Genomic DNA, 24,714 nt, shown 5'->3' with positions numbered 1-24,714 from the left:
TGTGCGGCTGACGGGTCAGCCGTGGCGGAGGCGAGAGGATTTGAACCTCCGGTCGCCTTTGAGGGCGACAACTCATTAGCAGTGAGCCCCATTCGGCCGCTCTGGCACGCCTCCCGACGATTACCGCCGATCCGACAGCGTACACATGGGCTACCGCGCGAGGCAAAGCGCATTCGGCCGACCCATAAACTGGTGCAGTGACCGTCCGGCTGCGCCCCGAACTGGCTGATCTGCCCGCCTACACCCCCGGCCGGACCGTTCCCGGCGCAATCAAGATCGCCAGCAACGAGACCGTTGGTCCCCCGCTTCCGAGCGTGCGGGCCGCGATCTCCGGCGCCGTCGACAACATCAACCGCTACCCGGACAACGGCTACGTCGAGCTTCGCGAGCGGCTCGCCAAACACGTCAACTTCGCCCCCGAGCACATCTCGGTGGGCTGCGGGTCGGTCAGCCTGTGTCAGCAGTTGATCCAGATCACCTCGACCGTCGGCGACGAGGTGGTGTTCGGTTGGCGCAGCTTCGAGATTTACCCGCTGCAGGTGCGAACGGCGGGGGCCACACCGGTGCCGGTGCCGCTGACCGACCACACGCACGACCTCGACGCCATGCTGGCCGCGATCACCGACCGCACCCGGCTGATCTTCGTGTGCAATCCGAACAACCCGACGGGCACCGTCGTGACGCCCGACGCGCTCGCCCGCTTCGTCGCCGCGGTGCCGCCGCATATCGCGATCGCGCTGGACGAGGCCTACGTCGAGTACATCCGCGAGCCGATGGTGCCCGACAGCCTGGGTCTGGTTCGTGCCCATCCCAACCTCGTTGTGTTACGAACGTTTTCGAAGGCCTACGGCCTGGCCGGTCTGCGGGTAGGTTACGCCGTAGGCGACCCGGACCTCATCACCGCGATCGGGAAGGTGTACGTGCCGTTCACCGCGACCAGCGTCTCGCAGGCCGCCGCGATCGCATCCCTCGACGCCGCCGACGAACTGCTCGAGCGCACCGACACCGTCGTCGCCGAACGCGCCCGGGTCACCGCGGAACTGCGCGCAACCGGCTACACCGTGCCCGACTCGCAGGCCAACTTCGTCTGGCTCCCCTTGCCCGGGCAGGCCCAGCAGTTCGCCGAGGCGTCGGCGGACAGCCGCATCATCGTGCGGCCCTACGGCGACGACGGAGTGCGCGTCACCGTCGCCGCGACCCACGAGAACGATGCGTTCCTCGATTTCGCCCGCCGATGGATTGGACAGTCATGATCGACGCCCGCGAGACCTTCGCCGAGCTCAAGGAGCGCACCGGCACCATCTCCGATGCCGAACTCGACGAGTTCTGGGCGACGCTGCAGCCCGCCACCATCGACTTCATGATCGGCGAGTGGAAGGGCGGCGAATTCCACACCGGCCACAAGGCCAACGGGTTCATGGAGCGGCTCAACTGGTTCGGCAAGACCTTCCACTCCGCCACCGACGCCAAACCTCTGGTGTGCCTGGACGCCGACGGCAACAAGTTCTCCAACACCGAGGCGATGAAGGGTGAGGCCAGCCTGTGGATGGAGGAGTTCCGCGGCGAGGTGACGGCCTCGATGGTCTACGACGGCGCACCCGTGCACGACCACTTCAAGGTCGTCGACGAGAACGCCGTCGTCGGCATTATGAACGGCAAGGGCGCGCTCGACACCAGCTCCGGTACACCCAGGCACCTGTACTTCTACCTCGAGCGGGTATAGCGCTCGCGAGACGAACATCAGGGTCGTGAGGGGCGGGCGATCTACAGCCCTGGTGTACGTCTCGCGAAACGGCTAGGGCTGCCGACCGGTATAGGCAAGCAACCGGGTCAGCGCCCCGGCGTCGGCGGGCACGTCGATCGGATCGTCGAAACCGGCGTTGACCCGACCCTCCGGCGTGATGATCTTGCGGGCCAGCCCCAGCACGTAATCTGACAACGACTCGGGGGCGTTGACGTCGCGCCCGATCGCTGCCGAGTAATCCCACGCGTGCACCAGAAACTCGATCGACAGCACGCCGACCATCATCCGGGCCGGCACGTCGTTCCCGCCGAAGTCCACGGTGCCGTCCAGCCCCCGCCGCCGCCAGGCGTCCAGCGCTGACCGCGCCGAGAACACCACCTGCTGCTCGATCGGCGCGTCGCGGTCGCGCTCAGTGAACTGCGCGCCCGCCATCGCGCCGAGCATGGTGATCGAATTCAGCAGGTGGTCAGTCAACGCTGCGACGTCGAACTCTCGGCACGGCGTCTGCTTGTGCAGATCGTCGGCGGCGATGCCGTGCAGCACGTGCTGCAACACGGCGAACGACTTCTCCGCGCTGCGCAGTTCGTCGGTCGGCGGCGAATCGGGTCCGGCACGCAAGTCGTCGGGCATGACGCCACGCTACGTCGCCGATGGGCATATCGTTGCCGTGATGAAAACGCACGTGCGAGTGGCGGCAGTGGCGCTGGTTCTCGTCGGGGTCGCGACGGGATGCCAGCGCACCACGGAGGGCTCCGTCGCGATGACCACCGAGCCGGGGCCGCCGTTGACCTCCCCGGCGAGGCCGACGTCGCCGTCGATTCCTGGGCTGCCCGATATCGGGCTTCCCGACATTCCCCTGCCCACGCGTAACACCGACGTCCCGGTCGTCCCCGCGCCGCCGAACGCCTTGTCCATGCAGTGCTCGGAGTACAACGGGCTCGACGAGGCGACCCAGGTCGCGGTGATCCGCGAGATCCTCAACCAGGAGGGCAACCCGCTCGGTCCCGACGGGGAGGGCATCGGTCAGATGCTGGTCGACGCCGCCTGCCAGTTCCTGCCCAGCGCCACCGTGAACGAGGTGCTCCTGGGCAAGCCGCCGCCGTGACGAACTAGCGTGTTGCCCCATGGGCGAGACCTACGAATCCGTCACCGTTGACATCTCCGATCACGTCGCGCGGGTGACGCTGATCGGGCCAGGCAAGGGCAACGCCATGGGCCCGGCGTTCTGGGCCGAGTTGCCCGAGGTGTTCGGGACGCTCGACGCCGATCCGGAGGTGCGCGCGATCGTGCTGACCGGCTCGGGCCGCAACTTCAGCTACGGGCTCGACCTGGCCGCGATGGGCGCCACCATGCCCGGCCGCGATGCCGGCGCCAAGGGCCGCCTCGGATTCCACACCACGCTGACGAAGATGCAGGGCGCGATCAACGCGGTCGCCGACTGCCGCACCCCCACCATCGCCTCGGTGCACGGCTGGTGCATCGGCGGCGGCGTGGACCTGATCAGCGCCGTGGACATCCGCTACGCCAGTGCCGACGCGAAGTTCTCCGTCCGCGAGGTGAAGCTGGCGATCGTCGCCGACGTGGGTTCGCTGGCGCGGCTCCCGCTGATCCTGTCCGACGGGCACCTTCGCGAACTGACGCTGACGGGCAAGGACATCGACGCCGCCCGCGCCGAGAAGATCGGTCTGGTCAACGACGTCTACGACGACGCCGACGCCTCGCTTGCGGGGGCGCACGCCACGGCCGCCGAGATCGCCGCCAACCCGCCGCTGACGGTGTACGGCATCAAGGATGTGCTCGATCAGCAGCGCATCGCCCGGGTGTCGGAGAGCTTGCGCTATGTGGCCGCGTGGAATTCGGCATTCCTGCCATCGAAGGATCTGGGCGAGGCGGTGACCGCGATGTTCGAGAAGCGCCCGCCGAAGTTCACCGGCGAATAGCGTTGACTCCCAGCACATTCCCACCGCGTTCCCGGCTCGCTTTCAGGAATCGGTAGTACCGAATCCCTTCTAGCGCAATCGATTTCAGCGATATCGCTGTGCGATGCGTCACCTTGGGCACCATTCCTGGCTGCAGCGGCGTTCTGCACGACATGACAGATACAACAGATTTCGCGTCGCTCGATCGCAGCGCGATCCAACGAATCAGTGCACCCCGAATCGAGGGCACCGCGGTGGCGTTCACCTCAAATCGCTACGAACAAAGTGACGTCGCTTCGATGCTCACCGGCATCGGCGGCCCGGAGTTCCTCCGGTTCGCGCAGAGCAGTGGTGTGCAGAGCCGCAGTCTCTCGCTTCCGCTATCTCGCTACCCGAAGTTGTCGGGCTTCACCGAGGCGAACAACGCCTACATCGAGGTGGCCGTCGACCTCGGGGAGCGGGCCGTGCGGTCCGCGCTCGAGGCGGCACACGTCACGCCGGATGAAGTCGACGCCATCGTGTTCGTATCGAGCACCGGCGTCGCCGTGCCCACCGTCGACGCTCGGGTGGCATCCCGGATCGGGTTGCGACCAGACGTCAAGCGGATACCGTTGTTCGGATTGGGTTGTGTCGCAGGCGCAGCCGGCATGTCACGCGTGCACGACTACCTGCGGGGCTTTCCCTCCGACGTCGCGGTCCTGCTGTCCGTCGAACTGTGCTCACTGACGTTGCAACGCGACGACACGTCGATCCCCGCCCTGATCGGTGCCTGCCTGTTCGGCGACGGCGCGGCGGCGGTCGTGGTCTCGGGCGCCGACCGCATTCCACCGACGATCGCGCACGCGCCCGCGCTGCTCGCGACCAGGAGCCGGCTGTTTCCGGACACGGTCGACGTCATGGGGTGGAACGTCACCTCAAATGGCTTCGGGCTGGTGATGTCTCGCGAAGTCCCGCACATGGCCGCGAACTACCTCGACGAGGAGGTCACCCGGTTCCTCGGTGACCACGGCCTCACGGTGGGCGACATCGCCGCGTGGGTCTGCCATCCCGGCGGTCCCAAGGTGCTGGATGCGATCGACAACGCGATCGGCCTGCCGCCGGAGGCCAACACCCACAGCCGAAACTCGATGCGGGAGAACGGGAACTTCTCGTCGGCGTCGGTGCTTGATGTGCTGCACCGCACGCTCGCCTCGCCACCTGCCCCAGGATCGTTCGGTGTGTTGCTGGCGATGGGTCCGGGCTTCAGCTTCGAGCTGCTCCTGCTGAAGTGGTGAGGAATCGACATGGCGTACTACCTGTTCATCCTCGCGATCGGACTGGAACGACTGGTCGAGTTGGTGGTGTCATGGCGCAACACGCGGTGGTCTCTTGCCAACGGCGGCAGGGAATTCGGCCAAGGCCACTATCCGGTGATGGTCGGCATGCACACGCTGCTGCTCGCGTCGTGTATCGCCGAGGTGGCGGTCCTGCACAGACCGTTCATCCCCCTGCTCGGATGGCCGATGGTGGCCATCGTCTGCGCGAGCACAGCGCTGCGGTGGTGGTGCGTCGCGGTGTTGGGCAGACGGTGGAACCCCCGGCTCATCGTGATCCCGGGAGCGCCGCTCGTGCACCGCGGCCCGTATCGGTGGCTGCACCACCCGAACTACACCGCAGTGGTGGTCGAGGTCGCGGCCCTGCCGCTGGTCCACTCGGCGTGGCTGACCGCGGTCGTTTTCACCGCCGCCAACGCCCTGGTGCTCAACGTCCGCATCCGGGCCGAGAACGCCGCGCTGGGGTACGGGTGAGCCGGGGCCGAGGAGTCAGACCCGAGGAACGGGCGTCCACCCAAGTTCGGCCTTGGCCTTGGCGTTCGACAGCGGAAGCCAGATGTCGCCGAACGCGGTGACGCCGTAGGGCGCGGCGAGTCTGACCGCCGCTCGCGGGATGCGCAGCTGTCGAGGCCGCCCGAGCTTCTCGCCGAGCTCCCGGATGTAGCCGTTGAACGACTGCGGTCGGTCGTCGACGATGTTGTAGATCTCGCCGCCCCGTCCACGGTCGAGTGCGGCCGCCGTAGCACTCACGACGTCGTCGATGTGGATCCAGGACACGATGCCGCTACCACCCATGTCCAGCGCCACGCGGAATCGCGCCATCCGCGCGAACAACTCGTCGTGCGGCACGCCCGGGCCGTAGAAAGCGCCGTAGCGCAACACGATTCCCTCGGTGTCACTGTGTCCACCGGACGCCAGGACCTTCTGCTCCATCCCGCGCAGCGCGGCCAGCATCGCCTCTCCGCCACGCGGGGCCGGTCCGGGGTAGGGATCGCTCTCGTCCAGCAACGCCGGACCGGTGGTCGGATAACCGTAGGCGTACATCACGGATTCGGCGACGACGCGTCGGACGCCGGCACGTTGCGCCGCGGCCAGCAGGTTCGGTGCACCGGTACCCCACAGTCTTCTCGCGGGCTCAAAGTCGCTGACCCGCATCGGTCCCCGCTTCGGCAGCGTGGTCAGCAGCGAAACCACCACCTCCGGACCGAAGTCGGCGACCGCCTTGTCGATATCGTCGCCGTCGAACACGTCGGCGACGACGGGCCTGGCGCCCGCAGCCGTGATCGCGCCCGCCTTGTTCGGTGACCGCGTCAGCCCGACGACCTCGTGGCCGCAGGTGACGAGTTCACGCAGCAGCGGGACACCAGGCACACTCGTCGCGCCGGCAACCAGGACTCGCATCACGGCCTCCTATCGGCGATGACGCTGGCGCGCAATGCGATCGCCAGGATCACGGTGGTGAACACCAGACCGCCGGCCTCCAGCCACCCGATCCAGTCACCCGCTCCGTGGTGCGGGTCGATGATGTGGCTGAGCGAGTGCAGCGCCCAGTGCAGCGTCGCGAATGCCAGTGCGGGAGTGCGCCACCGCGGCCACCGGACCGCGGCGAGCAGCATGAGCCCCTGCGGGATCTCGAAGGTGGCGTTGTCGAAGATGTAGTGGTCATTGCGCGTGCCGAAGTTGCCGAGCGTGTCGAAGAACGCGCCAGGGGCGAACATCATGAACAGCCCCACGGACAAGGCGTAGAGCCCGAACACGATGAGCGTCACCTCGACGAACCCCGCCCTTGTGCGCGTCGGTGTCGATGTCATACGGTCACGCTAGTTCGCCACTGGCCTCAAGATAGGCACCACTTTGACAGCGAAATCGGGTACCACTTCGGGTCCGGAGCTGCTGCTGGAACTCGACCGCGACGCCACCGATCCGTTACACCGCCAACTGGCTGACGGACTGCGGACGGCCATCCGAACGGGCCGCCTCACGCCGGGCACCCGCCTGCCGTCCAGTCGCCTGCTCGCCACCGACCTGGGAGTGTCCCGTCGGCTCGTGGTCGATGCCTACAGTCAACTCGTCGCCGAAGGGTTCCTGCACAGCAGGCACGGGTCGGGCACCGTGGTCGCCACGGTCGACACCGTCGACCGGCCCTCCCGCGGTGAGCCCGGGCCGACGGCACGCTACGACATCGACTTCCTGCCGGGGTCGCCGGATCTGCACAGCTTTCCTCGCGACGCCTGGCTGCGGGCGCTGAAGCAGGGCCTGGCCGAGATCGGCGCGGATGCATTCGGTTACGTGGCGCCTCAGGGGCTGTTCACCACGCGCGTTGCGGTGGCCGACTATTTGCGACGCGTCCGCGGTGTGCTCGCCGAACCGCAACACATTGTGCTGTGCTCCGGAGCGACACAGGCCATCGCGCTGCTCGCCCGGTCATTGCCGACATCCTCACTGGCCATGGAGGACCCGGGATTCTGGCTGCACCGAATGGTGCTGCGTAACAACGGTATTGAACCGGTTCCTGTTCCGGTCGACGAAGATGGGCTCGATGTCGGCGCGCTGGCGGCCAGCGGTGCCGACGCAGTCCTGACCACCCCCGCGCACCAGTCCCCGACCGGGGTCGCGCTGTCGGCCCCGCGGCGCACTGAGCTGATGGAGTGGGTCCGAGCCGGACATCTGGTGATCGAGGACGACTACGACGCCGAATACCGCTACGACCGGGCACCCGTCGGCGCGTTGCAGGGAATCGCGCCCGACCGCGTCATCTACGTCGGCTCGACCAGCAAGACCCTGGCGCCCGGCCTCCGCATCGGCTGGATGGTGCTGCCCGCACATCTCGTCGGCGCGGTCAAAGTGGCCAAAGGTCTTGCGGACACCGGGAGTTCGGTGATGGACCAGTTGGCGTTCGCGCAGCTGCTGAGATCAGGCGGATACGACAGGCATCTGCGCCAGATGCGGCGCCGGTACCTGATCCGCCGCAATGCCCTGCTGGGGGCACTCGGCCGGCACCTGCCGCAAGCAACCGTCCTCGGCGCCGCGGCTGGCGTCCACCTGACGGTGCGCTTCCCCGACGGGTTCCCGATCGACGGCCTCGTACGGCTGGCCGCCGAACAACGTGTGCGGGTCGAACCGCTCGCACCGTGCTACGCCAACCCCGCCTCGGCGCCGCCTGGCCTGCTCCTCGGCTACGCCAATCTCACTGAGTCCCAGATCGATTTGGGCGTGCGAGTGTTGGCCGGCGCTATGCCCTAAGCTCCGCCGCCGCCACAACCTCCACCGCCACAGCCGCCGCCACCGCAACCTCCGCCGTCCCAGCCGCCACCGGAGTCGGTGTAGCCGAGACCGGCTGCCGCCGCAGTTCCCGCCGCCCAACGCTTTCGACGCCGTTGCGCCTTTGTCATCCGCCTGTTGCGCAGACTGTGGAGATCCCCCATCTCCCTGCGGTATCGGTCCCCCGCCGACTCAGCGCGGCGCTGGCCGACGCGACTAGCTACGAGCAAGATCACCGCCGCGCCAACGAGGATCACCGCCACCAACGAGACGGTGATCACTACCACCGCTGTACTCATAGAGGGATGCTACGCCGCGCCCGGTCCCCGAGATGCTCTCGATTTGGTGTGGATTCGGTGAGGAACACCATCCGCCAGAGTGGCGGCCCGGCCACCGCTTATGTTCAACGGCCCACGCCGCGCCTACAGTGATTCTGTGCTGCGGTCACGCAGGAGTGACTCCGATCGGCTATATGCCGCCGTCGCCCGGCTCGAGTTGCCCGAGGCGGTGTTCAAGACGTGCCCGTGGCAACCGCGTGAGCTCATAGCGGTCGGTCTGCGGCAGTGGCTGCGATGTTGCGCGCCTGCGCTACGTGACGACCAGGTGATCGGGATGCCCTCCCGCGCCGTCGACGAGGCATGGCACGGTCTGATCCTCTGCACCGCAAGGTATTCGACGTTCTGCACGGATGCATACGGCCGATTTCTACACCACCACCCCGACGGTGGTGCGCCCCCGAATGCTCTTGTCGACCCGCCGGGCGAACAGCTCCGCAGAACCGTCGTCGCGTGGTCGATGGTGGCGATGCCGGGCGAGAAGTGCGTCCTGTGGGATCTCGACGAGCGTGTCGGGGTGGACAAGCCATGGGGCGTCGATGCCGCCCTGGTCAGCACGGTCGAGTCGGCAGTGACCAATCGAAGCTGAGGTGAGACCAGCGGTGGCGGAGGGATTTGAACCCCCGGACGGTGTTAGCCGTCTCTCGCTTTCAAGGCGAGTGCATTAGGCCGCTCTGCCACGCCACCGCCGACAAGAGTACGGGGCGGCTCACACCGTCGCGACGGCGAATCCCCTCAGACGCGGCCGAGCTTGGCGTTCATCGACCCGTTCTTGAGCCCGACGCTGATCCGCCTGCAGTTCTCACCGATCGCCGCGACCTGGGGCCGCGACAGCCGGTCGAGAAAGTGCGCCCGCACGCTCTCGCCGTAGGTGACCATCGCGTCGCGTACCGCGGTCCGCCCCTCGTCGGTGATGCTGGCGAGCACGCCACGGCCGTCGTCGGGACTGGCTCCCCGGCGAACCAGGCCCTGCATCTCCAGGCGGCGGATCTGCCGGGTGACCCGGCTCGGCAACGACATCAAGCCCTCGGCGAGATCGCCCATGCGGGCCGATCCCGTCGGTGACTTGTCCAGGATGTCGAGCAGTCTGACGTCGTTGAGCGTCAGATGATGCTTATCCACCAGCGACCGATTCAAGGTCGCATACAGCCGGAGCGCGGCATCCAAAAAATTTTGCCAGGACCGCTGCTCCGCGATGTCCAGCCCCGGCATATCCCCCGCGGTACGACCCGCAATAATCCCCTCCATGCGGCCATAGTAAACGGCCATCACATTGCTGGCGACTAATTCGTGAGACTGTCGACGCAGGCTAGTAGCGTTATCGGGATGCATGCAATCGTCGCCGGCCCGGAGGGCCGATTGACCTGGCAAGAGGTTCCCGACATCACGCCGGACGAGGGCGAAATTCTGATCAAGGTCGCCTCTGCCGGCATCAATCGGGCCGACCTTTTGCAGGCCGTGGGCAAATACCCGCCGCCGCCGGGCGCCAGCGAAACCCTCGGCCTCGAAGTCTCGGGAACGGTCGCGGCGGTCGGCGAGAAGGCCTCCGATTGGACGGCCGGACAACAGGTCTGCGCGTTGCTGGCGGGCGGGGGCTACGCCGAGTATGTGGCTGTGCCGGCCGGGCAGGTGATGGCGGTTCCGGAGTCTGTGCCGCTGCACGAAGCTGCCGGTTTACCCGAGGTGGCCTGCACCGTGTGGTCGAACCTGGTGATGACCGCGGGCTTGACGGCGGGCCAGCTCGTCCTCATACACGGGGGTGCCAGCGGCATCGGCACCCACGCGATCCAGGTGGCCCGCGCGCTCGGCTGCCGCGTGGCGGTAACCGCCGGGTCCGCCCACAAGCTGGACCTGTGCGCCGAGCTCGGGGCCGAGGTGACGATCAACTACCGCGACGAGGACTTCGTCGAACGCGTCAGGGCCGAGGGCGGCGCCGACGTGATCCTCGACATCATGGGCGCGGCCTACCTCGACCGCAACATCGATGCGCTCGCCAACGACGGTCGGGTGGTGATCATCGGGATGCAGGGCGGTGTGAAGGCCGAACTCAACATCGGCAAGCTGCTCGGCAAGCGCGCGGGCGTCATCGCCACCGCTCTTCGCGCGCGCCCGGTGAGCGGCAAGGGGAGCAAGAGCGACGTCGTCGCCGCGGTGGTGGCCAACGTGTGGCCGATGATCGAACGCGGTGAGGTGGGCCCGATCATCGGTGCGGAGTACCCGGTGCAGGAAGCCGGGGCGGCGCACGAGCTTCTGCAGTCGGGCGAGGTATCGGGGAAAGTGCTTCTGCGCGTAGCGGATTAGCGCGGCCGTCAGCCCAGCGAAGCGAGCGCGCGCACCAGCTGATCGACCTCGGCGGTGGTCGTGTAGTGCGCCAGTCCGACCGTCACCGCGCCGCCGATGTCGTTGACGCCGATGACGTCCAGCACGCGCGAACTCGCATTCGATATCGCCAGGATGCCGTTGTCGGCCAGGCGCTGAACCACCCGCTCGGCGGGCACGCCGTTGACCGCGAAACTGAGCACGGGGATTCGCGATTCGGGCGCACCGATGACCATCACCGTCGACAGCGATCGCAGCGAGATCAGCAGATAGTCGAAAAGCCGGCTCATATAGGCGTTCGCGGAGTGCATCGAGATCGCGAGGCGTTCGCGGCGCGTACCGCGCGCGTTCTCGTCCAGGGACGCAAGGTACTCGATGCTGGCCACCACTCCGGCCAGCAGACCGAACTGGTGCGCGCCGACTTCGAGCCGCGCCGCTCCGCTTGCGTCCGGATCCAGCGATACCGAACCGAAGGAGTCGATGAGCGAGGGATCGCGAAAGACCAGGGCTCCGATGGGCGGACCGCCCCACGCCAATGCGTTGACCGCCACCACGTCCGCGTCGATCTCGTCGATGTCGATCAACTGGTAGGGCGCGGCCGCGGAGTGGTCGACGACCACCAGTGCGCCCTGATCGTGTGCCAGTTTCGTCACCGCGCGCAGGTCGGTCACGGTACCCAAAGTCGAAGAGGCAGAAGTGATTGCGACCAAGCGGGTCGGCTTGGTGACCAGGCTCTCCCATTGCCAGCTGGGCAGTTCGCCGGTCTCGATGTCGACCTCTGCCCACTTGACCTTGGCGCCATAGCGATTCGCGGCGCGCAGCCATGGCGCGATGTTCGCCTCGTCATCCAGACGGGTGACCACCACTTCGTAGCCGAGGCCGACACGCGACGACGACGCGTCCGCCAGCGAGGTCAGCAGGATCGCCCGGTCGGCGCCCAGAACCACACCGCGCGGATCGGCGTTGACCAGATCGGCCACGGCCAGCCGGGCGGCCTCCAGCACTGCGGCGCTGCGCTGCGCCGAGGGGTGCGGACCGACCGGGGTGGCCATCGACCCGCGGAACGCCGTGGACACCGCGCGGCCGACGGTGTCGGGCAACAACATGCCGTGCTGGGCGTCGAAACGCACCCACCCGTCGCCCAGAGAAGGGTGCAAACCGCGCACCCGGGCGACGTCGTATGCCATGCCAGCCCACCTTCGAGCATCCGTGAGTTCGCGAACCCACACGATTCTGGCCGATACTCGGCCCGACCCGCCATGTCGGACTGGGTCTGCTGGGCAGCCATACTAGTCCAGTGACCTTGGCGTTCGGAGTGCTAAACCCGTTGTCGTTGCTGCTCACGCCCGCCACTCCGCCAGAAGGCCGTGTCGAGTTAACTTGCCTGCATATTCGCGACGGTGGCCGCCGGTGAAGCCGTTTGCTGAGTTGCCGAAGTTGTTCGAGCGACCGGTTTGCGGTCACCGACCGGGGTTCGCCTGTGCGCAGCGTGGGGACCGCCCCGCGCACGACCCGACTAGTGTCGCTAGTTGGTTCGCGGTCGAAGGCAACGCGAGGCTTGCGCGACGAATGCCGTGGAGATTAGAGGGAACGCAGGGAGTATGACCGACGACGACAACATCGAGATCATCAGCGGAGCCGACACCGGAGCCGAGACCGACGAGGAAAAGGACGGCAGGTCGCTGACCGACCTCGTCGAGCAACCGGCGAAGGTGATGCGGATCGGCACCATGATCAAGCAGCTCCTCGAGGAGGTGCGCGCAGCTCCGCTCGACGAGGCCAGCCGCAATCGGCTCCGGGAGATCCACCGCACGAGCATCACCGAACTCGAGGACGGCCTGGCCCCCGAGTTGCGCGACGAGCTCGAGCGGCTCACGCTGCCGTTCACCGAAGAGGCCGTACCCTCGGACGCCGAGCTGCGCATCGCGCAGGCCCAGCTGGTGGGCTGGCTGGAGGGCCTGTTTCACGGCATCCAGACCGCGCTGTTCGCCCAGCAGATGGCGGCGCGACAGCAGCTGGAGCAGATGCGGGGCCAAGGCGCGCTGCCACCGGGAGTGGCGATACGCGGCGGCGGTCCGTCGCATCCGGGGACCGGGCAGTACCTGTAGGGGCATGCGTTGGTCCCACATATCGAGACCCGCAACGCGTGGGTGGAGTTCCCGATCTTCGATGCGAAGTCACGCTCGCTGAAGAAGGCCTTCCTCGGTAAGGCCGGCGGCGCGATCGGGCGCAACGACTCCAACGTCGTGGTCATCGAGGCGCTGCGGGACATCACCATGTCGCTGGAACTCGGCGACCGGGTGGGTCTGGTGGGGCACAACGGTGCGGGCAAGTCGACGCTGCTGCGCCTGCTGTCGGGTATCTACGAGCCCACCCGGGGGGTGGCGACCGTGAGCGGCCGGGTGGCGCCGGTGTTCGACCTCGGCGTCGGGATGGACCCGGAGATCTCCGGCTTCGAGAACATCATCATCCGCGGCCTGTTCCTGGGACAGACGCGCAAGCAGATGATGGCCAAGATCGACGAGATCGCCGAGTTCACCGAGCTCGGGGACTACCTGTCGATGCCGTTGCGCACCTACTCCACCGGTATGCGCGTGCGTCTGGCGATGGGCGTGGTGACCAGCATCGACCCCGAGATCCTGCTGCTCGACGAGGGTATCGGCGCGGTCGACGCCGAGTTCCTGAAGAAGGCGCAGACCCGGTTGGCCGAACTCGTCGCGCGCTCCGGGATCCTGGTGTTCGCCAGCCACTCCAATGAGTTTCTGGCCCGGCTGTGCAACACCGCGATGTGGATCGACCACGGCACGATCAAGATGACCGGCGGCATCGAGGACGTCGTGCGGGCCTATGAGGGCGAGGACGCCGCCCGGCATGTCAGGGAAGTGCTCGAAGAGACGCGCCAGGGATGACGGCCGACGAGGGCTTGCCCGAGGAGCCGACCAGCCCCGTCATCTGCGCGGTGGTGGTCACCCATCGTCGTCCCGACGACCTGGCGAAGTCACTGGAGTCGGTGGCGGCCCAGACCCGCGCGCCCGACCACCTGATCGTCGTCGACAACGACGACGATTACCGCGTCGCCGAACTGGTTGCCGGACAACCCATCCCCACCACCTATCTCGGATCACGCCGGAACCTGGGCGGTGCGGGCGGTTTCGCGTTGGGCATGCTGCATGCTCTGGCGCTCGGCGCGGACTGGGTGTGGTTGGCCGACGACGACGGCCGCCCGGCCGACTCGGAGGTGCTGGGCACGCTGATCGCATGCGCCGCGCGCCACGGACTTGCCGAGGTGTCGCCGATGGTCTGCGACATGAACGATCCCGGGCGGCTGGCCTTCCCCCTGCGTCGCGGACTGGTGTGGCGTCGCCGTGTCGACGAGTTACGCACCGAGTCCGCTTCAGTGGGGGCACCTCCCGCTTGCGGGGGACTGTTGCCGGGCATCGCATCACTGTTCAACGGTGCGCTGTTCGCCGCGTCGACGCTGGAGGCGACCGGCGTGCCCGATCTGCGCCTGTTCGTGCGCGGCGACGAGACCGAAATACACCGCAGGCTGGTGCGCTCCGGGTTACCGTTCGGCACCTGCCTCGACGCGGTGTACCTGCATCCGCAGGGCGGTGACGAGTTCAAACCGATCCTCGGCGGCCGAATGCACACGCAGTTTCCGGAAAACGCTGCCAAGCGCTTCTATACCTACCGCAACCGCGGATATCTGCTGTCCCAGCCCGGGCTGCGTCGTCTGCAGTTGCAGGAGTGGGCGCGCTTCGGTTGGTTTTTCCTGGTGTCGCGCCGCGACCCCGCCGGGTTGATGGAGTGGATTCGGTTGCGGCGCATGGGCCGCAAGGAGAGGTTCGGGAGGCTTCAGCCGTGACGTTCACCGATGCCGCTGCGCAGTCGAAGACCATGCGCCGGGCCTGGGGCGACCTGGTTGCCGGCTTCGGCAAGCACGAACTGTGGTTGCACCTCGGCTGGCAGGACATCAAACAGCGCTACCGCCGCTCGGTTCTCGGCCCGTTCTGGATCACGATCGCCACCGGTGCCACCGCTGTCGCCATGGGGCTGCTCTACTCGAAACTGTTCAAACTCGAGCTGTCCGAACATCTTCCGTACGTCACCCTCGGTCTGATCGTGTGGAACCTGATCAACGCGGCGATCCTGGAGGGCGCCGACGTGTTCGTCGCCAACGAGGGTCTGATCAAACAGTTGCCGACTCCGCTGTCGGTGCACGTCTACCGGTTGGTGTGGCGACAGATGATCCTGTTCGCCCACAACATGATCATCTTCGTGATCATCGCGATGATCTATCCCAAGCCGTGGAAGTGGACGGACCTGGCGGTCATCCCGGCGCTGGGTCTGATCGTGCTCAACTGCATCTGGGTGGCGTTGTGCTTCGGCATCCTGGCCACCCGCTACCGCGACATCAGCCCGCTGCTCGTCAGCCTGGTGCAGTTGCTGTTCTTCATGACCCCGATCATCTGGAACGAGTCCACCCTGCGACAGCAGGGCGCCGAGCAGTACACCAAGATCGTCGAGCTCAATCCGCTGCTGCACTATCTCGACATCGTGCGGGCCCCGCTGCTCGGCGCCGACCAGGAACTGCGCCACTGGGTGGTGGTGATCGTGCTGACCGTGGTCGGCTGGACCTTCGCGGCGTTCGCCATGCGGCAGTACCGCGGCCGTGTCGCCTACTGGGTGTAGCTTCCTCGCCGCGGAACTCAGGCGTCGCTCGCGACCGTTATGCGGATATGAGCATCCCGCCATATCAGCCGCCGTCGTCCACGCCGTCCGCACCGACGAGCACGCTGACCTGCCCGAAGTGCGCGGGCTCGATGCGGACCTACGAACGCAACGGCATCCACTTGGAGCAGTGTGACACCTGTCGCGGCATCTTCCTCGACTTCGGCGAACTCGAGTCGCTGACTCAGATGGAGAACCGGTTCGTGCAGGCCGCACCGCCTCCGCCACCTGCCCAGCCGGGATACGGATATGGCCCGGGCTGGGGCCATCGCGGCAACAAGTACTACCGTAAACAGGGGTTCGGCCGGCTGTTCTTCTCGAGCTAGCCCATCCGCGCGCAGGCCGCCACCAACAGTTCGTCGTCAGGATGGTGGGCCGCCGCCTGCACCACGGCCGCGCGCGCGTACGCGTCGAGCACCGGCCACGGGTCTCCATCGGGCAGCGCGGGGCCGCCTGCGGCGCGATAGGCATCGACGAAGCTGTGCCAGTCGGCGTCCGGGATCAGTCCTGCCGCCCAGAATCCGGCCGGTCGAGCCAGGTCCCACGCCGGATCGCCGGCACCCAGGTCGTCGACGTCGAGAAGAATCCAGGGCCCGTCTGCGTGCGGGCGCGCGAGTTGACCCAGATGCCAGTCGCCGTGCACCAACGTGTGCGGACGGTCCGGTGAGCCCGGTCGCCACACCGCGTCGGGCAGGGCGGCCGCGGCCCGTCGCACCGTCGGATCGCCGTCGGAGCGCAGCACGTCGACCGCGCGCCGCAGCCGTTGCGGCCAGCCGTGCGGGGGCACTCGCGACGACCATGGCTCCCGGTGCAGCCGGGCCAGCAGCTGTCCGGCTTCCGACCACGGCACCGACTCTGGTTGCGGGGCAAGGGGTTGCACGCGCGGCCACCGACTGCGCCAGCGCGCTGCGACCGGCTCGGGAACCGTCGACAGCGGCGAGAGAAGGCAATCCGAGCCCGCAGCGATGCCGAGTCGGACCGTCAGTGCCCGCGGATTGGTACCCGGCCGGTGCAGCTTGTAGACGACGTCGCCGTCGACGACGATCTCTGCACCGGACCGGGTCTGCACACCTGAAACCTAGCGACGTGACGGCTGCACATGCCGCTAAGCTGCCCGGGTGGCCGAGCCCCCGATGCAGCCGACCCTGAGCCTGGGCACCCAGATCTGGCGGTTCATCGTCACCGGTGGTTTCTCCGCGATCGTCGACTTCGGCCTGTACGTCGCCCTGCTCGCCGCCGGTCTGCACGTCAACGTAGCCAAGACGCTCAGCTTCATCGCGGGCACCACCACGGCATATCTGATCAACCGCCGGTGGACCTTTCAGGCGCCGCCGAGCACCGCGCGGTTCATCGCGGTGTGTGCGCTCTATGCGGTGACCTACGCCGCGCAGGTCGGCATCAACTACGTGCTGTACGTGGCGTGGGACGACAAACCGTGGCGGGTGCCGGTCGCGTTCGTCATCGCCCAGGGCACGGCGACGGTGATCAATTTCGTCGTCCAGCGTGCGGTCATCTTCCGCCTGCACTGACGCGACACCGCTGCCGGCCGCGTGATATCCAGCGGTCATGGCGCCGGCTGTCCGCACGGTACCCTCGTCACGATGTCCGAGAACTTACCGACGACCTCGCGTGCCCTGACCGGCTTCGGTCGCACGGCACCGTCGGTCGCTCAGGTGCTGAGCACGCCGGACGTCGACGTGATCGCCGCTGCGGTCCGTGAGGCCGCCGACCGCAGCGCATCCAGCCCGTCGTTCCTGCACCGGGGCGTCCTCGCCCGCGGCCTGGGTCGCTCCTACGGCGATCAGGCATGCAACGGCGGTGGCCTGGTCGTGGACATGACCGCGCTGCACAAGGTCCACTCGATCAGCGCCGAGACGGCCGTGGCCGACGTCGATGCGGGCGTCAGCCTCGACCACCTGATGAAGGCCGCGCTGCCGTTCGGGCTGTGGGTACCGGTGCTGCCGGGCACGCGGCAGGTCACCGTCGGCGGCGCGATCGCCTCCGACATCCACGGCAAGAACCACCACAGTGCAGGCAGCTTCGGCAATCACGTGCTGTCGATGGACCTGCTGATGGCCGACAGCGAGGTTCGTACCCTCACCCCCGACGGGCCGGACGCCGAACTGTTCTGGGCGACGGTCGGCGGTAACGGGCTCACCGGGATCGTGGTGCGCGCCCGAATCGCGATGACGCGCACGGAAACCGCGTACTTCATCGCCGACGGTGTGTCCACCAGCGACCTGGACGAGACCGTCGCCGTGCACCTCGATGGCAGCGAGGACCGCTACACCTACTCCAGCGCGTGGTTCGACCTGATCAGCCCGCCGCCGAAACTCGGAAGGGCCGCGATCAGCCGTGGCAGCCTCGCGACGCTCGATCAGCTTCCTCCGAAGCTGGCCAAGGATCCGCTGAAGTTCGATGCGCCACAACTACTTTCGGTGCCGGATATCTTCCCGGTCAGCGCCATGAACAAGCTCTCGTTCATGGCGATCGGCGAGGTGTACTACCGGCTCGGCGGCACCTACACCGGCAAGATCATGAACTTGTCGCAGTTTTACCACATGCTGGATCTGGTCAGCGGGTGGAACAACGCTTACGGCCCAGCGGGTTTCGCGCAGCACCAGTTCCTGGTTCCGCCCGATGCGCTCGAGGAGTTCAAGTCCATCATCCGCTGGATTCAGACGCGCGGGCACTATTCGGCACTGAACGTGTTCAAACTGTTCGGTCCCGGTAACCGCGCGCCGCTGAGCTTTCCGATGGCGGGATGGAACGTGGCGATGGACTTCCCGAACAAGCCCGGTGTCAACGAATTCCTCAACGAGCTCGATGAGCGGGTCATGGAGTTCGGCGGCCGGGTGTACACCGCGAAGGACTCCCGGGTCAGCGCGGAGCGGTTCCACAAGATGTATCCGAGGATCGACGAGTGGATTGCCGTGCGCCGCAAGGCCGACCCGAACGGCGTCTTCGCATCCGACATGGCACGACGCTTGGAGCTCCTGTAGATGGTTCTCGACGCTGTAGGTAACCCCCAGACCATCCTGCTGCTCGGCGGGACATCGGAGATCGGGCTGGCGATCTGCGAGCGCTACCTGCGCAACGCGCATGCCCGCATCATCCTTGCGGACCTGCCGAATCACCCCCGCAAGGACGAGGCGATCGCGGCGATGACGGCCGCGGGGGCCAAGTCCGTCGAATGGATCGACTTCGACGGCGCCGACACCGCCGGGCATCGCGCCGTGATCGACAAGGCCTGGGGCGGCGATGATGTCGATGTCGCGATCGTCGCCTTCGGGCTGCTCGGCGACGCCGAGGAGCTGTGGCAGAACCAGTCCAAGGCCGTGCAGGTCGCCCAGATCAACTACACCGCAGCGGTTTCGGTCGGCGTGCTGATCGGCGAGAAGATGCGCGCCCAGGGCTTCGGGCAGATCATCGCGATGAGTTCAGCGGCCGGTGAGCGGGTGCGGCGGTCGAACTTCGTGTACGGGTCGACCAAGGCCGGCTTGGACGGTTTCTACCTCGGCCTCGGAGAGGCGTTGCGGGAGCACGGAGTTCGAGTGTTGGTGATCCGGCCCGGTCAGGTGCGCACCACGACCACCATCGAGCACTGGAAGGCCACCGGCGCGAAGGAAGCGCCGTTCACCGTCGACAAGGAAGACGTCGCCGAACTGGCCGTCACGGCGGCAGCCAAAGGCAAGGAACTGGTATGGGCGCCGGGAGCGTTCCGGTACGTGATGATGGTGTTGCGCCACATCCCGCGGCCGATCTTCCGCAAGCTACCCATCTGATGCGCGGCGGCGCGCGGGCCCTGCCGATCAAGGTCGCCGGCCAGATGGTGGCGGCCGCCGCGGTGGCGATCGTCGTCGCGGTGGTCTCGCTGGCCGCGATCGCGCGCGTGGAGTGGCCCGCCTACAACTCGTCCAATCAACTGCACGCGCTGACCACGGTGGGCCAGTTCGCCTGTCTGGCAGGGTTGTTGGTGAGCGGATGGGTCTGGCGGCGCGGCCGGCAGCTGCTCGCGAAGGTGGGGGCGACGCTGTTCCTGTCGGCGTTCTCGGTGGTGACGCTGGCGATGCCGCTCGGTGCGACGAGGCTGTATTTGTACGGCATCTCGGTCGATCAGCAGTTCCGCACCGAGTACCTCACCCGGCTCGCCGACAGCGCCGCGCTGCGCGATATGACCTACATGGGTCTGCCGCCGTTCTATCCACCGGGCTGGTTCTGGATCGGGGGCCGCCTGGCCGCGCTGACCGGAACTCCGGCGTGGGAGATGTTCAAACCGTGGGCGATCATGTCGATCACCGCCGCGATCGCGGTGGCGTTCGTGTTGTGGGCAGCCATGATTCGCTTCGAGTACGCGCTCATCGTGACCACCGCCACCGCCGCGGCCACGCTCGCATACTCACCGGCCGAGCCCTACGCCGCGATCATCTGCGTACTGCTGCCGCCGGTGTTCGTGCTCGCGTGGTCAGGTCTGCGCGGGGGTGACCCGGATGGGGTGGCGGGCGGGAGGACGCGAGCCGGCTGGCCCGCCGTCATCGGCACCGGCCTCTTCCTCGGCGGCGCCGCGCTGTCCTACACGCTGCTGTTCGCCTACGCGGCATTCACATTGGCGATCATGGGGGTGCTTCTGGCCGTCGCGCGCAGACGCATCGAACCGCTGCTGCGGCTGGTGGTCATCGCGGTCATCTCGGGCGCCATCGCGCTGATCGGCTGGGCGCCGTACCTTCTGGCGGCGTTCTCCGGCGAGCCCGCCGACTCCGGTACCGCGCAGCACTATCTGCCGACCGACGGCGCGCAGCTGGAGTTCCCGATGCTGCACTTCACACTGCTGGGAGCGCTGTGCATGCTCGGCACGCTGTGGCTGGTCTGGCGCGCGCGCTCCTCCACCAGGGCCGGCGCTCTGGCGATCGCGGTGCTCGCCGTCTACGCCTGGTCGCTGCTGTCGATGCTGACCACGCTGGTGGGCACCACATTGTTGTCGTTCCGACTGAATCCGACGCTGACCGTGCTGCTGACGGCCGCAGGTGCCTTCGGCTTCATCGAGGTCACCCGGGCCGTCGCGGCGCGGGTGCGACCCGAGAACGCGCGCCGCGTCGTCGCCGCGGCGGCCACGCTGGGCGCCATCGGCGCCGTCACCTACAGCCAGGACATCCCCGACGTGCTGCGGTCCGACATCGTGGTCGCCTATACCGATACCGACGGCTACGGTCAGCGCGCGGACCGGCGACCGCCCGGCGCCGAGCGCTACTACCGCGAGATCGACGCCAGGATCACCGAGGTGACCGGTCGTCCCCGTGACGAGACCGTCGTGCTGACCGCCGACTACAGCTTCCTGTCTTATTACCCCTATTACGGCTTTCAGGGCTTGACCTCGCACTACGCCAACCCCCTCGCGCAGTTCGAGAAGCGTGCCGAGGCCATCGAGAGCTGGGCCACGCTGACCGACGCCGACCAGTTCATCGAGGCACTCGACACGCTGCCGTGGGAGCCGCCGACGGTGTTTCTGATGCGCCGCGGCGCCGACGACACCTATACGTTGCGGTTGGCCTCCGACGTATATCCGAACCAGCCCAATGTGCGCCGCTACCACGTCGCCCTCGACGAGGCGTTGTTCGACGACCCCCGCTTCGAGGTCTCCAGCATCGGACCGTTCGTGTTGGCGATCCGCAAGCCCAATTAAGATCGAACCCCGTGGTCGGTGAAGCCGGTGTCGGGTCGAACCATCGGACGGTGCGGCTCATCGCCATCGTCGCGGGGTTGCTCGGCGCACTGCTGGCCATCGCGACGCCGTTGATGCCGGTCACGCAGACCACCGCCGAATTGAACTGGCCGCAGAACGGCGTGCTGCGCAGCGTGGACGCCCCGCTCATCGGCTACGTCGCGACCGACCTGGAGATCTCAGTGCCGTGTCGCGCGGCGGCCGGCCTGACCGGTCCCGGTAGCCAGGGCCGCACGGTGCTGTTGTCGACCGTGCCCAAACAGGCACCCAAGGCCATCGACCGCGGCCTGCTCATCGAGCGGGTCAACGACGACCTGCTGGTGATCGTGCGCAACACCCCAGTAGTCAGCGCGCCGCTGGATCAGGTGCTCAGCCCGCAGTGCCAACGGCTGACCTTCACCGCGCACGCCGACAAGGTGACCGGCGAGTTCGTCGGCCTAGTCCAGGGTCCGGGACGGATTCCGAACGACGACCCCGGTGAACCGCTGCGCGGTGAGCGCGGCGGCTACGACTTCCGCCCCCAGATCGTCGGCGTCTTCACCGACCTCAGCGGTCCGGCGCCCCCGGGTCTGGAGTTCTCCGCGACGCTCGACACCCGCTACAGCACGTCGCCGACGCTGCTCAAAACCCTGGCGATGATCATCGGGGTGGCGATGACCGTCATCGCCCTGGTCGCGCTTCATCTTCTCGACATCGCCGACGGCCGCGGCGTCAGACGGTTCCTGCCCCCGCGGTGGTGGACGCTGCGACCGCTCGACGGCGTCGTGACCGCGGTGCTGGTGTGGTGGCACTTCGTCGGCGCCAACACCGCCGACGACGGCTACATCCTGACGATGGCGCGGGTCTCCGAGCACGCCGGCTACATGGCGAACTACTACCGGTGGTTCGGCACGCCGGAGGCGCCCTTCGGCTGGTACTACGACCTGCTGGCGCTGTGGGCCCACGTCAGCACGCACAGCGTGTGGATGCGCCTGCCGACGCTGGTGATGGCGCTGGCGTGCTGGTGGGTCATCAGCCGTGAGGTGATCCCGCGCCTGGGCCACGCCGCGAAGAAGACACCTGCGGCGGCGTGGACGGCGGCGGGCCTGTTCCTGGCGTTCTGGCTGCCGCTGAACAACGGGCTGCGCCCCGAACCGATCATCGCGCTCGGCATCCTTCTCACCTGGTGCTCGGTCGAGCGGGGTGTGGCCACCAGCAGGCTGCTGCCCGTGGCGATCGCGATCATCATCGGTGCGCTCACGCTGTTCTCCGGGCCGACGGGCATCGCCGCCGTGGGCGCACTACTGGTGGCCGTCGGGCCACTGAAAACCATTGTCGCCGCGCATGTCTCACGCTTCGGCTATCTGGCGTTGCTGGCGCCGATCCTGGCCGCGGCCACCGTCACGATCATCCTGATCTTCCGGGACCAGACGCTGGCCTCCGAGATGCAGGCCAGCACCTTCAAGTCCGCGGTCGGGCCGAGCCTGAGCTGGTTCGACGAGCACATCCGCTACGAGCGGTTGTTCACGCTGAGCCCCGACGGTTCGGTGGCGCGCCGGTTCGCGGTGCTGACACTGTTGCTGGCGCTGGCCGTTGCGGTCGCGATGTCGTTGCGCAAGTTCAAGATTCCCGGCACGGCATTGGGGCCCAGCCGTCGCATCATCGGCATCACGGTCATCTCGTTTTTCGCCATGATGTTCACGCCGACCAAGTGGACCCATCACTTCGGGGTCTTCGCCGGGCTGGCCGGCTCGTTGGGCGCGCTGGCCGCCGTCGCCGTCACCGCCACGGCGATGCGCTCGCGGCGCAACCGCTCGGTGTTCGGCGCCGCGGTCCTGTTCGCGATGGCGCTGTCGTTCGCCACCGTCAACGGCTGGTGGTACGTGTCGAACTTCGGTGTGCCGTGGTCGAACGCCATGCCGGAGTGGAAGTTCGGCTTCTCGACGATCCTGCTCGGGCTGGCCGTGCTGGCCCTGATCGCCGCGGCGTGGTTCCACTTCTCCGGGCGCGACTCGTCGCCACCCGGACCGCAGCGGCGCTGGCAGCGAATGTTGCAGGCGCCGTTGGCCATCGCCACATGGCTGCTCGTGGTTTTCGAGGTGCTCTCGCTGACGCTGGCCATGATCGACCAGTACCCGGCCTGGAGCGTCGGCCGATCCAACCTCGAAGCCCTGACCGGCAAAACGTGCGGGATGGCCGAGGACGTCCTCGTCGAGGAGGACCCCAACGTCGGCATGCTGAGGCCGATCGGTACTCCCGTCGGTGAGGCGCTCAGCGCAGGCACCGCGCAGGGGTTCAACCCCAACGGGATACCCAGTGACGTCTCCGCCGACGAGACGATGAGCGGTCAGGGCACCTCGAGCAACTTCGCCGATACCGACAACGAAGACGACCAAGCTGGAAACGGTGGGACCGAGGGCGGCACGACGGCCGCCGCCGGTGTCAACGGTTCACGGGCCCGGCTGCCCTACAAACTCGATCCGGCCACCACCCCGGTGATGGGCAGCTGGCGGGCCGGCACGCAGCAGCCCGCGCAGTTGCGCTCGGCGTGGTACCAACTGCCTTCCCGCGACGACGCCGGCCCGCTGCTGGTCATCTCGGCGGCCGGCCGGTTCGACGCGGGTGAGGTCACGGTGCAGTGGGCGACCGACGAGCAGGCCGCCGCCGACGAGCCCGGGGGTGGGATCGGGTTCGCCGACGTCGGCTCCTCCCCCGCATGGCGCAACCTGCGGGCGCCGCTGTCCGCGATACCGCCCGAAGCCACTCAGATCCGACTGGTGGCCTCCGACGAAGACCTCGACCCGCAGCACTGGACTGCGGTGACGCCGCCGCGGATCCCGGAATTACGCACGCTGCAGGACGTCGTCGGGTCGTCGGATCCGGTGCTACTGGACTGGCTGGTCGGGTTGGCGTTCCCCTGCCAGCGGCCGTTCGGCCACCAGAACGGCGTCGTCGAGGTGCCCAAGTGGCGGATCCTGCCCGACCGGTTCGGGGCCGAGGCGAACTCCCCGGTGATGGACTACCTCGGCGGCGGGCCGCTCGGCATCACCGAACTGCTGGTGCGGGCCACGACGGTGCCGACGTATCTGGACGACGACTGGTTCCGGGACTGGGGCTCGCTGCAGCAGCTCACGCCGTGGTACCCGAACGCCGCGGAGGCCCGCCTGGACCTGGGCACGGCGACGCGCAGCGGGTTGTGGAGCCCGGCGCCGCTGCGCCTGTCCTGAGCTGCGGGCCTTAACGGGTTGGTCGCACCCACCTGGTGCGTGGGATCAACCCGTTAGAGCGATCGCGGGACGACAGGTCGAGCAGCTTCGCGGCCGACCGGTCCAGCCGCGGCGGCGGAACAGGTCGCCGATCAGTAGAGCCGTGCGGCACGCGCCGCCGAAGACGA

The 24,714-nt window shown here is 67.6% G+C and carries 26 protein-coding genes and 2 tRNA genes; 19 read left to right on the top strand and 9 right to left on the bottom strand.

The features are described 5' to 3' along the window. Positions 1–22: 22 nt before the first annotated feature. Positions 23–114 (bottom strand) — tRNA-Ser (locus CEX87_RS20225). Between the two features lie 83 nt (positions 115–197). On the opposite strand from CEX87_RS20225, the gene hisC reads away from it, so the two are divergent. Both hisC and CEX87_RS20215 read left to right on the top strand, forming a co-directional pair. Further along, positions 198–1,253: a histidinol-phosphate transaminase gene (hisC, locus tag CEX87_RS20220; protein WP_094288836.1), complete on the top strand. Its 1,056-nt coding sequence runs from the start codon at positions 198–200 to the stop codon at positions 1,251–1,253. After that, positions 1,250–1,723 carry a DUF4334 domain-containing protein gene (locus CEX87_RS20215; RefSeq protein ID WP_094288834.1) on the top strand — a complete coding sequence of 158 codons (474 nt, stop codon included), beginning with the start codon at positions 1,250–1,252 and terminating at the stop codon, positions 1,721–1,723. The genes hisC and CEX87_RS20215 overlap by 4 nt, the downstream gene beginning before the upstream one ends. A gap of 72 nt (positions 1,724–1,795) precedes the next feature. On the opposite strand, the gene CEX87_RS20210 is transcribed toward CEX87_RS20215, so the two are convergent. Then, positions 1,796–2,374, bottom strand: a complete 579-nt coding sequence (locus tag CEX87_RS20210) for a TIGR03086 family metal-binding protein (RefSeq protein WP_068196229.1) — start codon at positions 2,372–2,374, stop codon at positions 1,796–1,798. Between the two features lie 40 nt (positions 2,375–2,414). Here CEX87_RS20210 and CEX87_RS20205 point away from each other — a divergent pair, with 40 nt between their 5' ends. The 4 genes from CEX87_RS20205 to CEX87_RS20190 all read left to right on the top strand — a co-directional run bounded on the left by CEX87_RS20205 (position 2,415) and on the right by CEX87_RS20190 (position 5,450). Next, the gene (locus CEX87_RS20205) at positions 2,415–2,849 is read left to right on the top strand and encodes a hypothetical protein (protein ID WP_064394903.1); all 435 of its coding nucleotides are present in this window, start codon (positions 2,415–2,417) and stop codon (positions 2,847–2,849) included. Positions 2,850–2,868: 19 nt separating this feature from the next. Next, complete coding sequence (locus CEX87_RS20200; RefSeq protein ID WP_068196226.1) at positions 2,869–3,684, top strand: crotonase/enoyl-CoA hydratase family protein; 816 nt, start codon at positions 2,869–2,871, stop codon at positions 3,682–3,684. 152 nt (positions 3,685–3,836) lie between these two features. Beyond that, on the top strand, positions 3,837–4,937 hold the full coding sequence (locus CEX87_RS20195; protein ID WP_197506003.1) for a type III polyketide synthase: 1,101 nt from the start codon (positions 3,837–3,839) through the stop codon (positions 4,935–4,937). Between the two features lie 9 nt (positions 4,938–4,946). Continuing rightward, positions 4,947–5,450, top strand: coding sequence for an isoprenylcysteine carboxyl methyltransferase family protein (locus CEX87_RS20190; protein WP_068196222.1), 504 nt, complete (start codon positions 4,947–4,949; stop codon positions 5,448–5,450). Between the two features lie 15 nt (positions 5,451–5,465). Here the strand turns inward: CEX87_RS20190 and CEX87_RS20185 are convergent, their stop codons facing one another. Together CEX87_RS20185 and CEX87_RS20180 are read right to left on the bottom strand one after the other, a co-directional pair. Next, entirely contained in the window at positions 5,466–6,377 is a 912-nt protein-coding gene (locus CEX87_RS20185; RefSeq protein ID WP_068196218.1) for an NAD-dependent epimerase/dehydratase family protein, read from the bottom strand. Further along, positions 6,377–6,787, bottom strand: coding sequence for a hypothetical protein (locus tag CEX87_RS20180; protein ID WP_064394856.1), 411 nt, complete (start codon positions 6,785–6,787; stop codon positions 6,377–6,379). Before CEX87_RS20180 ends, CEX87_RS20185 begins: the two co-directional genes overlap by 1 nt. Before the next feature lie 43 nt (positions 6,788–6,830). On the opposite strand from CEX87_RS20180, the gene pdxR reads away from it, so the two are divergent. Beyond that, complete coding sequence (gene pdxR / locus CEX87_RS20175; protein WP_255392418.1) at positions 6,831–8,219, top strand: MocR-like pyridoxine biosynthesis transcription factor PdxR; 1,389 nt, start codon at positions 6,831–6,833, stop codon at positions 8,217–8,219. Here pdxR and CEX87_RS27860 read toward each other — a convergent pair. Next, positions 8,216–8,536 (bottom strand): hypothetical protein, encoded by a 321-nt coding sequence (locus CEX87_RS27860; protein WP_197506002.1) that lies wholly within the window; start codon positions 8,534–8,536, stop codon positions 8,216–8,218. The genes pdxR and CEX87_RS27860 overlap by 4 nt on opposite strands. 136 nt (positions 8,537–8,672) lie before the next feature. Between CEX87_RS27860 and CEX87_RS20170 the strand changes: the two genes are divergently transcribed. After that, positions 8,673–9,161: a glycine-rich domain-containing protein gene (locus tag CEX87_RS20170; protein ID WP_082962053.1), complete on the top strand. Its 489-nt coding sequence runs from the start codon at positions 8,673–8,675 to the stop codon at positions 9,159–9,161. 11 nt (positions 9,162–9,172) lie between these two features. Here CEX87_RS20170 and CEX87_RS20165 read toward each other — a convergent pair. Both CEX87_RS20165 and CEX87_RS20160 read right to left on the bottom strand, forming a co-directional pair. Further along, a tRNA-Ser gene (locus CEX87_RS20165) sits at positions 9,173–9,259 on the bottom strand. A gap of 48 nt (positions 9,260–9,307) precedes the next feature. Continuing rightward, positions 9,308–9,820 carry a MarR family winged helix-turn-helix transcriptional regulator gene (locus tag CEX87_RS20160; protein ID WP_064394906.1) on the bottom strand — a complete coding sequence of 171 codons (513 nt, stop codon included), beginning with the start codon at positions 9,818–9,820 and terminating at the stop codon, positions 9,308–9,310. A 78-nt stretch (positions 9,821–9,898) separates the two neighbouring features. Here CEX87_RS20160 and CEX87_RS20155 point away from each other — a divergent pair, with 78 nt between their 5' ends. Further along, on the top strand, positions 9,899–10,873 hold the full coding sequence (locus CEX87_RS20155; protein WP_068196212.1) for an NAD(P)H-quinone oxidoreductase: 975 nt from the start codon (positions 9,899–9,901) through the stop codon (positions 10,871–10,873). 8 nt (positions 10,874–10,881) lie between these two features. Here CEX87_RS20155 and CEX87_RS20150 read toward each other — a convergent pair whose 3' ends face one another. Further along, on the bottom strand, positions 10,882–12,078 hold the full coding sequence (locus tag CEX87_RS20150) for a cysteine desulfurase-like protein (protein WP_068196209.1): 1,197 nt from the start codon (positions 12,076–12,078) through the stop codon (positions 10,882–10,884). A gap of 414 nt (positions 12,079–12,492) precedes the next feature. Here CEX87_RS20150 and CEX87_RS20145 point away from each other — a divergent pair, with 414 nt between their 5' ends. From CEX87_RS20145 to CEX87_RS20125, 5 genes are read left to right on the top strand one after another with little or no spacing between them, the layout of a single operon-like run. Next, positions 12,493–12,999, top strand: a complete 507-nt coding sequence (locus tag CEX87_RS20145; protein WP_064394860.1) for a bacterial proteasome activator family protein — start codon at positions 12,493–12,495, stop codon at positions 12,997–12,999. A gap of 9 nt (positions 13,000–13,008) precedes the next feature. Further along, a complete protein-coding gene (gene wzt, locus CEX87_RS20140) occupies positions 13,009–13,800 on the top strand; it encodes a galactan export ABC transporter ATP-binding subunit Wzt/RfbE (RefSeq protein ID WP_064394861.1) in 792 nt (263 codons plus the stop codon). Further along, positions 13,797–14,756, top strand: coding sequence for a galactofuranosyltransferase GlfT1 (gene glfT1 / locus CEX87_RS20135; protein WP_064418456.1), 960 nt, complete (start codon positions 13,797–13,799; stop codon positions 14,754–14,756). The genes wzt and glfT1 overlap by 4 nt, the downstream gene beginning before the upstream one ends. Continuing rightward, positions 14,753–15,583, top strand: a complete 831-nt coding sequence (gene wzm, locus CEX87_RS20130) for a galactan export ABC transporter permease subunit Wzm/RfbD (protein WP_064394863.1) — start codon at positions 14,753–14,755, stop codon at positions 15,581–15,583. Before glfT1 ends, wzm begins: the two co-directional genes overlap by 4 nt. A 47-nt stretch (positions 15,584–15,630) precedes the next feature. Next, complete coding sequence (locus CEX87_RS20125) at positions 15,631–15,948, top strand: TFIIB-type zinc ribbon-containing protein (RefSeq protein WP_068196206.1); 318 nt, start codon at positions 15,631–15,633, stop codon at positions 15,946–15,948. On the opposite strand, the gene CEX87_RS20120 is transcribed toward CEX87_RS20125, so the two are convergent. Next, positions 15,945–16,691: a phosphotransferase family protein gene (locus tag CEX87_RS20120; RefSeq protein ID WP_068196203.1), complete on the bottom strand. Its 747-nt coding sequence runs from the start codon at positions 16,689–16,691 to the stop codon at positions 15,945–15,947. The genes CEX87_RS20125 and CEX87_RS20120 overlap by 4 nt on opposite strands. Positions 16,692–16,755: 64 nt before the next feature. Here CEX87_RS20120 and CEX87_RS20115 point away from each other — a divergent pair, with 64 nt between their 5' ends. From CEX87_RS20115 to CEX87_RS20095, 5 genes are all read left to right on the top strand, one after another. Next, positions 16,756–17,151, top strand: coding sequence for a GtrA family protein (locus CEX87_RS20115; RefSeq protein WP_064425864.1), 396 nt, complete (start codon positions 16,756–16,758; stop codon positions 17,149–17,151). 72 nt (positions 17,152–17,223) lie between these two features. After that, positions 17,224–18,624, top strand: a complete 1,401-nt coding sequence (locus CEX87_RS20110; protein WP_068196198.1) for an FAD-binding oxidoreductase — start codon at positions 17,224–17,226, stop codon at positions 18,622–18,624. Continuing rightward, a complete protein-coding gene (locus CEX87_RS20105; protein WP_064425847.1) occupies positions 18,625–19,407 on the top strand; it encodes a decaprenylphospho-beta-D-erythro-pentofuranosid-2-ulose 2-reductase in 783 nt (260 codons plus the stop codon). It begins immediately after the preceding gene. Continuing rightward, positions 19,407–21,302: a galactan 5-O-arabinofuranosyltransferase gene (locus tag CEX87_RS20100; protein WP_068196194.1), complete on the top strand. Its 1,896-nt coding sequence runs from the start codon at positions 19,407–19,409 to the stop codon at positions 21,300–21,302. Before CEX87_RS20105 ends, CEX87_RS20100 begins: the two co-directional genes overlap by 1 nt. An 11-nt stretch (positions 21,303–21,313) precedes the next feature. Continuing rightward, positions 21,314–24,547, top strand: a complete 3,234-nt coding sequence (locus CEX87_RS20095; protein WP_064394869.1) for an arabinosyltransferase domain-containing protein — start codon at positions 21,314–21,316, stop codon at positions 24,545–24,547. Positions 24,548–24,714 lie beyond the last annotated feature (167 nt).

Source organism: Mycobacterium lehmannii, assembly GCF_002245535.1.
Classification (GTDB): domain Bacteria; phylum Actinomycetota; class Actinomycetes; order Mycobacteriales; family Mycobacteriaceae; genus Mycobacterium; species Mycobacterium lehmannii.
The sequence above is the reverse complement of the archived record's forward strand: the minus strand, read 5'-3'. Positions and strand labels throughout refer to the sequence as shown.